Source organism: Succinimonas sp. (assembly GCF_045225735.1).
Classification (GTDB): domain Bacteria; phylum Pseudomonadota; class Gammaproteobacteria; order Enterobacterales; family Succinivibrionaceae; genus Succinimonas.
In genome coordinates this window covers 1-13,167 of record NZ_JBGVBR010000031.1, presented here as the reverse complement: position 1 = coordinate 13,167, position 13,167 = coordinate 1, and the positions used below count along the sequence as shown (strand labels likewise).

General features: G+C 42.8%; 9 protein-coding genes. 5 read left to right on the top strand and 4 right to left on the bottom strand.

The features are described from left to right. Positions 1–47: 47 nt before the first annotated feature. Complete coding sequence (locus tag ACJROR_RS01070; RefSeq protein ID WP_406545488.1) at positions 48–1,484, bottom strand: M48 family metalloprotease; 1,437 nt, start codon at positions 1,482–1,484, stop codon at positions 48–50. Positions 1,485–2,097: 613 nt separating this feature from the next. Here ACJROR_RS01070 and ACJROR_RS01065 point away from each other — a divergent pair. The 5 genes from ACJROR_RS01065 to ACJROR_RS01045 all read left to right on the top strand — a co-directional run bounded on the left by ACJROR_RS01065 (position 2,098) and on the right by ACJROR_RS01045 (position 9,649). After that, positions 2,098–3,903: an AAA family ATPase gene (locus tag ACJROR_RS01065; RefSeq protein WP_406545487.1), complete on the top strand. Its 1,806-nt coding sequence runs from the start codon at positions 2,098–2,100 to the stop codon at positions 3,901–3,903. 361 nt (positions 3,904–4,264) lie between these two features. Beyond that, positions 4,265–5,911, top strand: a complete 1,647-nt coding sequence (locus ACJROR_RS01060) for an AI-2E family transporter (protein WP_406545486.1) — start codon at positions 4,265–4,267, stop codon at positions 5,909–5,911. A 232-nt stretch (positions 5,912–6,143) separates the two neighbouring features. Next, on the top strand, positions 6,144–7,319 hold the full coding sequence (locus ACJROR_RS01055; protein ID WP_406545485.1) for an AAA family ATPase: 1,176 nt from the start codon (positions 6,144–6,146) through the stop codon (positions 7,317–7,319). Positions 7,320–7,580: 261 nt separating this feature from the next. After that, positions 7,581–8,933: an ATP/GTP-binding protein gene (locus ACJROR_RS01050; RefSeq protein ID WP_406545484.1), complete on the top strand. Its 1,353-nt coding sequence runs from the start codon at positions 7,581–7,583 to the stop codon at positions 8,931–8,933. After that, positions 8,933–9,649 carry an RloB family protein gene (locus tag ACJROR_RS01045; protein WP_406545483.1) on the top strand — a complete coding sequence of 239 codons (717 nt, stop codon included), beginning with the start codon at positions 8,933–8,935 and terminating at the stop codon, positions 9,647–9,649. The genes ACJROR_RS01050 and ACJROR_RS01045 overlap by 1 nt, the downstream gene beginning before the upstream one ends. A gap of 134 nt (positions 9,650–9,783) precedes the next feature. Here ACJROR_RS01045 and ACJROR_RS01040 read toward each other — a convergent pair whose 3' ends face one another. The 3 genes from ACJROR_RS01040 to ACJROR_RS01030 all read right to left on the bottom strand — a co-directional run bounded on the left by ACJROR_RS01040 (position 9,784) and on the right by ACJROR_RS01030 (position 13,028). Then, positions 9,784–10,251, bottom strand: a complete 468-nt coding sequence (locus ACJROR_RS01040; protein WP_406545482.1) for a hypothetical protein — start codon at positions 10,249–10,251, stop codon at positions 9,784–9,786. 637 nt (positions 10,252–10,888) lie between these two features. After that, entirely contained in the window at positions 10,889–11,668 is a 780-nt protein-coding gene (locus tag ACJROR_RS01035; RefSeq protein ID WP_406545481.1) for a DnaA ATPase domain-containing protein, read from the bottom strand. Positions 11,669–11,693: 25 nt separating this feature from the next. After that, a complete protein-coding gene (locus ACJROR_RS01030; RefSeq protein WP_406545480.1) occupies positions 11,694–13,028 on the bottom strand; it encodes a DUF2066 domain-containing protein in 1,335 nt (444 codons plus the stop codon). Positions 13,029–13,167: the final 139 nt, after the last annotated feature.

Genomic DNA, 13,167 nt, shown 5'->3' with positions numbered 1-13,167 from the left:
GCAAAACATACTCAGCGAGGCAGCAAATGTTCAGCAAACAGGCCGATTTACTTCATCAGCTCCTTGTAAACAGCCTGATCCTTTACTATCTTTGAAATCAGCGCTCTGGTTCTCATGACATCATTTTTGTTCTTGCAGACTCTGAGAGCGGTATTTGCATTCATCTGCGCCTGCTCCCAGCGCCCCCGGTAGCTCATGAGCTCGGCATTAAGCTGGTACATGCTGCAGGTATCCTTTTTGATGCGATAGGCCTTCATGAGAAGTTCTTTACCCACCACCGATTCTTTTGAACGATTAAGCCGTCTCAAAATCTGAATGGCGCTGTCGGTCTTTCCGCTTTCCAGATATGACTGAGCAAGATTCACCGCCACAACCTCATTATCAGGGTGCTTCCTTAACTGTGATTCCAGCATTTCAACAGCCTGAGCAGCCTTTCCGGATCCGGTCAGATAATCAGTCATGGTGTCAATAATAAAGAGATTAGCGCTGAATTTGCGGTTCAAAACATCCAGAGCCTGCCTGGCCGCGCTGAAATCACCGCCATCGGTAGCGGTCAGAGCCAGAAGATACCAGGCACCGTAATCTTCCGGATTAACCTTTACCCGTCTTTCTGCCTCGCTCTTCAGGTGTTCTCTGGAAATACCGCTGTAACGGGCCAGAATCCTGCTTTTGGCAAACTGATAATCCGTGCTTTCAAAGTACTTGTTTTTCTTGAACTGACGGGAACGGTTTTCCGCATCAGCCACGCGCTTTTCGCTGAGGGGATGGGTGAGCAGCATTTCAAAGGCGGGATTAATTTTATTGTCCATCGCCCGCAGCTTGCGAAACAGGGAAGGCATTCCTTCAGGATTGAAGCCGGATCTATAAAGAAGATCAATTCCGATTCTGTCCGCCTCTTCTTCGTTGGAACGGGTGTAGTTAATGCCTGCCTGCTGCGCCCCGTTTACTGAAGCCGTCACTGTGGCCATAGCCAGAGCCGGATTCACCACCCCCAGAATAAGTCCGCCAATCATGCCCAGAATGCCGGCAGTCTGGGCATCGCTTTGAATTTCAAGACTGCGGGCCAGGTGTCTCTGAGTAACGTGAGTCATTTCGTGAGCCAGCACTCCGGCAAATTCGCTTTCCGTATCCGTTGCCGCAATAAGTCCGGTATTGACCATTATTTTGCCGCCGAAAAACGCTGCTGCGTTTACACTCCGATCCTCGACAAAAAAGGATTCAAAGGGGTAGCGGACTCCCTGCGCCTGTGCCGCCATGCGGCCAACTGTTCCGGCAAGATATTCGCTGAGAACGGGATCATTAACAATAGGCAGCTGGGATCTGGCCACAATCATAAAATACTGCCCCAGCTCATTTTCCTTTTCGACAGACATTCCCCGCACACCGGCGGTACCGATATTGAAGTCTGATCCCAAGGCCCCGCCAAAAGCCAGAAGACCGGTCAGCAGCAAAAGCTTAAAGTTTTTCTGAAATTTAAAGAACATGTCTCCACCGCCACATCTGACTGAATAAGCCGCATTATCAGGACATCATTCTACCCCAATTCGCTCCGGATACCGGAAAAACCATGATCCCAAGGGAGAACGAGACGGAATCAACAAACAGGCAGAGATACCGACTGTGCCCCGGCAAATACCAGGCACCGAATATCAGGACAGTCGCAGAAGAATTCTCGCAATGTTGCTATTTGCGCGGATTGGCCTTAATATTTTTTGGTAAGGCCCGTGCTTGTTCTTTGCCGGCAAGACCGCAGCAGAAAGCTTTTTCCGGACGTCAATTTGTCTTTGAGATCCAAAGGTCTTCCATTATCTTCGCAACTAGCGGTTTAAAGACTTTTGACGCTGTGCCCAATTTATCAGGGTGCTAAACAGGCGCCAAAAACAGATCAGAGCGTACGTGCCATACTACGCGGCATACTACGACATTGTAATTAACGGACTCTGAATTACGGAATACAACAAAATGAGCGCCCGAACCAAATGAGTCTGCAGCGCATAACCGTTTTTCCTTCGCGGCCTTTACCGCTGCGCTATGCAAGGCAGCAAAGATGCGAGCGTCTGAACTTCGGGAGTTCGCTGCTTAAACAGTGATTACATAATGACAGACAATATGCCATCATTACTCAACAATCCTTTTGGACATATTTCATTTGATGAATTCCAACAGGATAAAGTCGCTTTTGCAGACAAAACCGGCTTTATCGCGGAGCTTGATACCAAAAGCATGTCCAGATCTCCTCTGCTGCTCCGCCCCCGGTGTTTCGGCAAAAGCGCCTTTATTCTGATGCTGAAGTGCTTCTATGATACTTCATACAAGGATCGGTACGAGGAGCTGTTTTCAAAAACGGCAATTTACGAAAAGGATCTTTCAAGCAAGAATACGTACCATGTGATTGATTTTGACTTTTCCGGAATTTGGGGACGCGATGTTAATACCCTTGTTAATGGTTTTATTATCGCCATCAAGTCCGGAATAGCGGACTTTAAGAAAAGATACCCGGATTTTGTCTTTAACCCCGCCAAAAATGAAACAAAAACGCCGTCAGGATTGTTGAAAACCTTTCTTTCAGCTTACAAAAAGTTTTCTTCCAAAAAGCTTCTGTATGTCATGATTGACGAGTACGACAATTTTGCCCGTAAGCTTCTGTTCCGGGACGAGGAACAATCCAAAACAATAACCGAAGCTTACGGATTCATCGCAGCATTCTATGAAACCATAAAATCAGGAGCCAATGACTGCATCTCCAAAACCTTCATCACCGGAGTTTTACCGGTATCGCTGAACTCTTTGGTGTCAGGCTTTGACATTTCCCTTAATGTAACATCAGAACCAAAGTTTAGTACCTATGCCGGTTTTACCGAAGAGGAGCTTGGTGTCCTGATACCAAAGCTTGTGGATACAGATAAGTTCGGTGTCAGCGTATCGAATCTTATTACTCTCATGAAGCCCGTATACGGCGGATACTGCTTCAGTGCCGCATCCCCGAAAACGGTCTTTAACTCTTCCCTGTGTCTTTTCTATCTGCATGAAATCGCTGAACAAGAACAGCTTGCTCCTCCGGAATTATGTCTTGCTCCCTCTTGTGATCACTATGGCAAAAAACTTGAACATCTGTTGAATACCGCCGGAGCCGGACTTGCAGATGACATTCTCGATACCTATCTGAGCGGAAAATGCTTTTTTGTCAGTCAGCTGTATCAGAACTTTGATCTGATTGGAAATACTGACTGGGACAGAGAAAAGCTCCTGTCCATACTGTATCATCTGGGATATCTGACCACTGCTCCCAAATTTAAGGGCGGCAGGCTGACTCTCCGTATACCAAATCTTTTAATGGCCAGAAGCTTCGATGAGTGCGCCATAAATCTCAGATTAACCCCTGACACAGCATTCACCTCATACGCGCTTGATATCTCCCCCCTTGAAAATACGGAAGATGACCTCTCATCCTTTGCAGTATCCTGCACAGAATTTCTGAGCAGCATCGTTACCAACCCGATATTGACTCATAGGAATGAAAAGGCTTTAAATCTGACCCTGTATGCCAAACTTTCACAAACGCGCGGCATACAGGCCAAAATGCAGAAGCCTCTCAGAATTCCCGCCATTAATAGTACCGGCGAAGGCGAACCAATGGCGGATCTGGTTGTTACGGTTAACCGCGGTAAAAGCAATGAATGCGTTTATCTCTTTAAATTCAGGCATCTGCCTGAAATCTCCGACACAGACAAGAGAGAAGGCAATGAGAATAATTATGAATCAGAACTCCGGCGTCTTAAAAGAGAATCTGAAAACAAAGCCCTGATGTACTGCTCCGCTCTGGATTTCAGCGGAAAACAGATTAAGGCCTATATAATGATATTTCAGGGGCCTAAATGCATTCTGTGTGAAAAGCAAAATTAACAAGGCTTTGCAGCACACGGCAGAACTGCCATTTGCGGATATACCGAATATGAAAGAGCATCCTTGCATACAGAGCTTTGAAAGATAAAGCATTACCAGTCGTCCGGCACTGCTGCGCCCCTGATGTTTAAGCACCTAATCCGGATGCGGAATGCTTTTATGGTCTTTAGTATAATCGGAGACAGCGGAATACTTGCAAGGCAAGCCCGATAAGTAATACATCCCCGGGGAGCTATCATCTTCCCGGTTTACGGTTAGCACTCCGAGGGGCTTTGTGATAGCATAACGGCGTATTCTCGTGTTTTCCGGCTTTATTCCCGGTGTTGTTAAAAGATAAAGACAAAATAAAAAGAAGTGAAACATGTTTGAATTTATCAAAAAGTGGTATTTTCGCAATCTTTCGAATCCCCCCAGCGCTGTTCTGTTACTCCAGTTCATAACAATTTTTCTTCTGGTGTACTATGGCAGCGGAGTTTTCGGGCCTTTGATTGCCGCTTTGGTGCTGGCCTTTATTTTTGAAAGGCCGGTGTCCTTTCTGGTAAGGCACGGTGTCAGCCGTACCTTCGCCGCCACAATTGTCTTAGGAAGCGCAGCCCTCCTGGTAGCGGGAATCCTGTTTGCCGTAGTACCGCCGGCAGCGCAGCAAATCACCGCCATGACCCAGAAAATCGGCATTGCCTTAAATAACAGCAATACCCCGGCATCCGATATAAAAGGCAGTTTAAAAGAAGCTGCAGCCAAGGACGCCGAGAACAAGGCGCTGAACAAGAATTCAATGGATACCTCCACCGATACCTCAGGTAATAGCAGCAAAGTATCCGATACGGAGAATCCGGTCAAAGATGCAAATCAGGAGGAAACACCGCAGGCATTATCTGAAAACAGCCTTAGGGAAAATCCGGAACAAGACAGCGGCAAGGAAGGAGCGGTGCTTAATAGCGGGATTGATTCCAGCACTCCCCTGCTCTCAGAAAATCAGGACTCAGCTAACTCAGAGAATATAAATCCTGAAAACCCTCTTCCTGATTCTCAGGAAACAAAAGACAACACAGCTTCTCTGAAAGCAAACAGTTCCGAAACGGCAGCATCAGGAAACATCAACGAAGAAACAAAGGCAGAAACCCCAGCTTCAGGAAATGTCTCATCAGATGACGCAGCAGAAGACAAGAAGAAAGTCCAGGAGGAGATCGACAAGGCTGAAAACGACAAGGCTATGAGCTGGATCACAGAACAGTTCAATAAAATCAGGGGCAAGCTTCCCGAAAGCTATCAGAACATTGTCACCGTGGATCAGCTGAAATCCGCTGTGATATATCTTGAAGAATGGTTTAAAAACATTATTACTCCGGCCATAAAGCAGATTGCTCCTATTTTCATGAACACTATGAGCTTTATAACGGTGTATTTCCTGATTGTTCCCATATTCGCTTTTTTCATGCTTAAGGACAAGGATCGGCTTCTTAACCTCATTGGTCATTATTGTTCTGCCTATGATGAAGTAGCGGCCTTTTGGAAAGAAATCAACAGGCTTATTTCCAAATACCTTATTGGCAACATTATCCACATTTTCATTGTCGCCATAATTAACGGCATATTTTTGGGAATCATGGGACTTAATTACACTCTGCTTTTTGCCATTGGAATAGGTCTCAGCGTTTTAGTGCCGTACGTAGGCATTGTCATCATTACCATCCCCCTTATTGGCGTGGGGCTTATGCAGTTCGGTCTCAGCAGCGATATGCTGATCCTGCTGTCGGTTTATGTAGTGCTTCAGATCGTTGACGCCTACGTCATTACACCTATGCTGTTCTCGGAAGCCCTGAAAATTGACACCTTCTCAATTCTGGTATCAGTATTTCTCTTCGGCGGAATATGGGGCTTCTGGGGTATCGTGCTGGCAATCCCGCTGGCTGTGTTTATCAAGACCGTGGTAACCATGTGGCCCTCGCGGGATCCGGTACCCATCGCAGCGCCGCCGGAAAAAGAGGAGGATGCACCGCAAAGCTGATAAAACAGTGCTAAACGTCAAAATCAAACCAAAAATCGAAAAAGCGGCGTGATTTTTCATATCAGCGAAAAACGCAGATAGGTATGTCGCCGCTTTTTACGAAGGCTTGAAAAATAAAGGTTGTTTAGCTGTATTTAATACAGTTTGGTAATAAATTTTACCACATACGCTAATACTAAATACAAATCTCCTAAACTAGTACATGAGAAGTAAAGCCTGTACAGGAAAAGCAATGTTTGTTAAAAGAATGACACTAAAAAATTTTAGATGTTTTTCAGATTTGTCAATTGATTTTGACGAACATTGTACCGTATTAACAGGAAAAAACAGTTCCGGAAAATCTTCTGTTCTGGATGCTTTGTCAATTGCGCTGGGAAGCTATCTTACGGGAGTGACGGGAGGTACATTTAACAGTCTGTCTCAGGATGATGTTCGGTTGCAGTCTTTTAAGTCCGCCGATTCTTCTGAATCAAAAAATACAATTCTTAATCGCAAGATGTTCCCTGCTGAAATTGAAGTGGAAATCAGCGCTGAATCCCGTGATTTTCACTGGAAAAGAAGTCTCCTGAAGGAAGGGGGGCGAACAAAGACCGCGGACTCCAAACCGATAACTGAATACAGCCAGGAGCTTCGGAGTGCTGTAAGCAAAGGGAAAGAGAACCTTATTCTTCCGGTAATCGCATATTACGGAACAGATCGCTTGTACAAGCAAAAGAAAGACTCCGCAGACGAATGGATCTTCGGCAGATTTGAAAGAACTCAGGGATATGACCATTGCCTTAACACAGCTTCAGATGAAAAGCTGTTTCTAAGATGGTTCAGGAGAATGCTTGCCGTTGAGTATCAAAACAGAAAAAACGTTCCGGAACTCATGGTGGTCAAACAGGCAATGGGAAGATGCTATGCCTGTATGGAAGCCGGTACGGACAAAGGCAAGGAAGGTAAAGAAGGCAAAGAAATTCCTGATTTTGATTTTAAGACCGACAGCCGCGAATTTGAAATTGAATACATAAATTCGGAACGTCAGAAAGAGCGTCTTCCTTTCAGAATGCTAAGTGACAGTCTTAGAGTAACATTAAGCATGGTTGGAGATCTGGCTTCCAGAATGGCCATGCTGAATCCGGATCTCCAAGATGACATCACCCGGAAAACTCCGGGTATTGTTATGATAGACGACATTGACATGCGCCTCCATCCGGCCTGGCAGAAAAGCATAATCGGAGCACTCAGGAACATCTTTCCTGAAGTTCAGTTCATTATCACGGCTCACTCACCAACTGTACTTGCCAATATTGATTCCCCCTCTCACATCAGAATGTTAGACCACAACGCAGTTTCAGTGTCAGGTTTTAAAACCAGCAGTCCAGCCACAGATGATCTTATGGAATGCGTAATGAACAGAGATTGAAGCCTTAATAACACGACTTTAATCATAAACTGACTTCATGATGAAGTAGAGGGTCTGGCGCAAATGGTCAAAACATGGCATTGGCGAGAAATACTAAACTACGCTGAGTAAGTTAAAGTATTTACTGGGAGAAGATCATCCTGAAGACATTCGGAAAAAAATCCTATGATATGGAATTTACTTTAGATTATTAACCAAAAGAACGGCAGTTTATAATTTAATACTAAGAATGAGCCATTATTTTTACAGCAGGAGTCCTCTATGCTAATCAAGATATCAGTTGAAAATTATAAATCATTCGATTTAAAAGAGGAACTTTCCATGATTTCCTCTAACAGAATAAACGACTGTCCAAAAAACTTCGTACAGATAAAGAATACAAAAATACTAAACAATGCAGTTGTATACGGCGCAAACGCATCCGGGAAATCTAATTTAGTTTCTTTATTTTCATTTATCCAAATGGTTTTACGGAATGGTCTTACCGTTAACTGCATGAACTGTTTTTGCAAAAACAGAGCAGAAAATAAAACCAAAGATAGTGTATTTGAGTTACAGTTTTCCATTGGCGAAGAATTTTATGCATACGGTTTCAGCGCCGTGCTAAATCAAAGAAAAATTAAAGAGGAATGGTTATATAAACTTAATGAAGATGGCGGTGCCGCCCCTCTGTTTACCAGAGATGAAAATAATAAACCGACTCTTGGTGACAACATCAATTTTTCTGATGAAGAAGAAAGCAGATTTAAAGTTTACTCAAATGATTTTTCAGACGAAAGCACACTGCTTTTTCTTGCGGAAATGAACCATGTTAAAAAATTTGACAATAATTCTAATTTAAAATTTTTTCATGACGTATTTAACTATCTTATGAACAATATAATCGTAATAGATCCTTATTCAGGAATATCAGGGAAAAATACATATAATGATGAAAATATAAACAATATAAGCGCTTTGATTAAAACATTTGATACAGGAGTAACAAGTGTTAAGACACGTCAGGTTTCAATGGAAGAAATTAATAAAACTGACGCATATCGGATTTTACACACTATTATTACTGAATTGAAAGAAAACAGGAGCAAGATGTCTGAATTACCGTTTATATGTCGCACAGGAGGAGATTTCTTTATTATAAATATGGATAATAATGGTAATCCTGACATATCTATCATTATCTTAGAGCACGGGGCTTCACCTTATGAATTCAGTTTTTATGAGGAATCTGAAGGAACAAGAAGATTATTTGATCTCTTAGAAATAATTATGACTGTTCAAAATGATAACATATTCGTGGTGGATGAACTGGATCGCAGTCTTCATCCAAAACTAACTGAACATTTATTAAAGTTATTTATAACGAATCATGAAAAAGATAAAAACCAGCTCTTGTTCACAACTCATGATAATGCTATCATGGATTACAATCTGTTCAGAAGAGATGAGATCTGGTTCATTGAAAGAGATGGGAAAAACGCCAGCAAGCTTTATTCATTAGATCGTTTCAAAAAATTGTACGATCATGAATTGAGCAAAGCCTATCTTGACGGAAGGTACGGAGCAATTCCTGTGTTCCAGCAGTTTGCTTTCTCAGAAGGAGAAGAATCATAATGCCTGTTCATATTTACACCAACTGGAACAGTCGTCCATATGATAATCAGGAACAAATCGAACCTTTTAAAAAATTCTATTTCATTTGCGAAGGATTAAATACAGAAACGTACTATTTCAGAAGACTGATTGATTTAAGAAAGCAATTGGGCATCCATCAATTAATTGAACTCCGTCTTTGTGAAAAAACCGGAAAAGACAAGGATATTTCGTTCCCGAAGAATCTTAAAGCATTTGCAGATGCGCAAAAGAAAAATCCTGAACTCGGCTTTGATCCTCATCGTGATAAAATGATTATTGTGTTTGACGGTGATATTTTTGAAAACAAGGTCTCCGGTTATGATGAACTTGTTTCATCAATTGAAGAGAACGATATTGCTGCTGTAACAAATCCGGGATTTGAGCTTTTCCTTATATTACACATAGAAGGCAGCTATTACACGCATATACAAGGGCATGAAGCAGAATTCCTGTCCATGGATGAACATGGCAGATATAGTTATGCGTATAATGTTTTGCGTGATTTAACACATATGAATGCGAAAAGTAATCCTAAAATTGGCAAGCTTGCCGATAATGTGCTTACAGCCATTAATCAGGAAGAGCACATAAATCAAGACATACACAAATTAAAAGGTCAAATCACAAGCAATATTGGCAAGGTGATTAAAATGATTATCAATGACAACCCCTTAAATCACTCTAAATTTAATTAACATATATCGGTTTTATAAAAACTTTTGTCTCTAAATATTTCTGACTAATATACCTTAACCCTATAAATAATTACATTAATACATTGTTATTAGCACAACATCTGGTTAAGTTTAAATTAGTTAAAGAACTAGTGCTAATATATTTTCTGCAAGTGAAAATTATCTCTTGCAAGCGTTTCTATTCTATATTTTTTATTAAAAGCATAACGAGCTTCATCAATAGCTATTTTACTAAAGCTATCATTTTTTGAGCAAAACAGATTAAATAATTCAGTAGTATAGTTATCAGGATTTACAAAATGTATATAGTATTGTTTATCCATCCTTGCACTGATATCTCTCAATATTTTTCTTTCAATCATTATATTAATAAATTCTTTTTTATATTGTTCTTTGTTATCATCATTACAAACAACCACAAAACCTTTTGCACAAATAATAAAAAAAGGAATAAATGTAGAAACATTTCCATGATTAAAAAATGGATATCCAAAATAAACGTATAAAAGCTCACATCCAATACCTATTTTTATTGAAGTATATATCTCGTAGATCATATCAGCGTATTTTTCAGAATAAATATCTTTATTTATATAAATCATATCATTTCCAGTTTGTTTGCAATTTATTATAAAATTATTTGCAATTTTATCACTCTGTTATTATCAATTATACAAAACCGCATATTACTTATGAATCAGTCTGAAATATAAAACGTCTTTCAGTGATGACTATTTATAAGTATAGTACAAAAAGTCAAAATAGTAATTTTTGCTAGAACCGTGGCTAAAATTAAGGATTCTCTACTTTTATTTTGGTTCAAATCACGCAGAAAACCCTATTGATCTCAGTCGCTGCCAAAATTCAGGATATGTCAGGTCAAAAGTGCCATCTCCAAGCCAAACTGAAGTCCTATGAGTGAGGAACCGAAACCAGCAATCAGGGCAAAGAGATCCGTGCCAGCGTCAGCATGATCCAGCTAACTTAACGGATCTTGCCGCGTAAGGTCTGGGCCGGAACTCCATTTACCATATTCTGATTAACCCAAATTTCGGGATCAGTTTAGCTATTACTTCTTTGCCAGATATCAGATCGAAATCTTTAACAGCATGTACAAAATACCGATGCTTTACATGCTGTATTCTGCTTCCGGAAAACTTTACACAGACTGCCCTGCCACATAACTCGGCATGACACGGAAAAGAACTCATAGATGTAGTTGCCCAAAAGAATCAGGTGTCAGAAAAGCTTCCTTTTATCCTCTTCTTTCTTAAAAAGCCGATCCAACACCTGGTTAACCAGATTTTTGGTAACGCCCTTCTTATTGGCAATGCTGGTATCATCAATAAGATCCACAGCTTTCACTGCATCCCTGATGTTGTCCACCCGGCGGGAAATCTGCTCCGCCCGGGAAGCCGGAAGAATGCCGCCTTTTGCCTTCTCCCGCCGCATCAGCATCTCAGGAAACATTTCCTGGGGGAGACAGTCCACGGATAGTGTTACCCCTGAAGAAAAACGGGAAATAAGATCCCGCTTACCAAAACCGGATTTGGTAGGGGATTCGTGAGAAGCTACCGCCAGAAAACCGGAGGGCTCCCCCAGCCAGCGGTTATAAAGGCTGAAGATTTCAGCCTCGAGATTACTGTTACCGGCAATGGCATCAATATTATCCAGAAGAATGACATCATAGCTTTCCACTCCTACCATCATGGTATACATGGAATCCCAGTCAAACTCACTTACTTTGGCCATATCCAAAACGGTGGCATGCATGCCCATTGCCTCCGCTCGGAGAGTGGCTCCTTTTATGAGGTGGGTTTTGCCGCTGCCGGAAGGACCGTAAAGATAGAGAAAACGCCTTTCTTCCCGAGCCGCATTGACCGATTCGTTCATATAGTTGTAGGCAGCAACATTGGACGGACACACACAGAACGAATCCATGGAAATCCCCGCCCCAAATGAAAGAGTCAGGGGCAGCTGCATGCCGCTTTCTGTAATTTCAGAACTATTCTTCGCCATATTCCGCCTGCCTGCCTCTGACAGATTAACGTTCTACAACGCCTCCCCCGGTATGGAGTCTGTTGTTGGGGTTCGGATAACCGCCGGAATCACGCTTATAACGATCCCTGAGTTCCCGAGCGGCCTCATCGTATGAAATACCGGATCCGGCATCATCATTGCCGTTCCGGGATGCGCTGGTCAAATCTCCGTCATCAGCCCTGGTATTGCTGTCTCCGGAATATCCCGTGCTGCTTCCGGAACTACCGGAGCTGTTACGACCGTAGGCCCGCGGGTTATAGAGATAAACATACTGAGTTCTGTTAACCAGTACTTTTTCCTGAGCGATCGCTTCTTCCAGCACCATGTCCTTGGCAGGCTTCAGTAAGAAAACCACATCCCCGCCCTTCACCTCGGCAATGCTTACCGACTGGAACCCCTTATCGTAAAGGTCGTCCTTTATCTGCTTCATGATAGAAAAGTTCACCGCACCCTGCACCAGAACCCGGTATGAACCGTCATCCTGTTTTCCAAGTCCCAGAGCCTCCACATGAGAGTATCCCGGAACTTCACTGGTATCAGAGCTGTTATCACGGCCAGGGTTGCTGCTTTCATCCCTGACCGTTTTGGCAGAAAACAGCGCAGAATTGTTTTTAAGATCCTGATAAAACCGCACCGCCACCTGAGAAAGACTTCCAAAAACGGAGTTCGATAAAACCTCTGATTTCTGGGAAATATTCACTATATGGTAAGCAAACTGATACTGCCCGCCTGGTTCCGGACTCAGAACGCCCAGAAGAGCATAGCCGGAGCTGTACTTCTGAGAAGCCTTGCCAGCCTTCTCGGAATCGGAAAGCATCACATCGGAAGCCCGGAGATCAGCCATGTCGTCAAGATCAAACAGCGGGATCAGAAGATTGACCCCGTTTCTGGAACCGGCCTTTTTAAGCTCGGCAAGAAACTGATCTTCGGCGTCAGTGATAAATGAAGTCTTGTATTTCTGCTCTCCCAGATCATCGGTTTCAGGAAGGCCCAAAAGCACCCAGGCAACCAGAGGCTGACTCAGACCTCTCCACACAGAAATATCTCCCCGGGAAATGAGTCTCTTGATCTTGGCTTCGTCAAAAACAATGATGTATTCCGAGCCATCCATGGAAATGTCCTCTGAAGCAATCAGGGACTGAATATTCACACTGAGAGAATTAGGATCCGTGGCTCCGCTGCTGACATCAGTGACCATCCTCTTGAAGGCCTTAGAATAAGCCGCGTCATAATCACCGTCAAAAGGAACCTTATAGGTATAACCTCCGGCCAGAGAAATACCGGACAATCCCAAAAGGGAACAAAACAATGCGCTTTTGAATGAATTCTTCATACCCATGCCGAAATCTGCCTGAAAAACTTACCAATACATCTAATAACACCGAAGCCGGCTGGTAAGCTCACACCATTATCGTACAATGCCGCATCATCACCTGGCTAACCCCAGAGTGATAACGGGCAATCCTTTACAGAGCAAT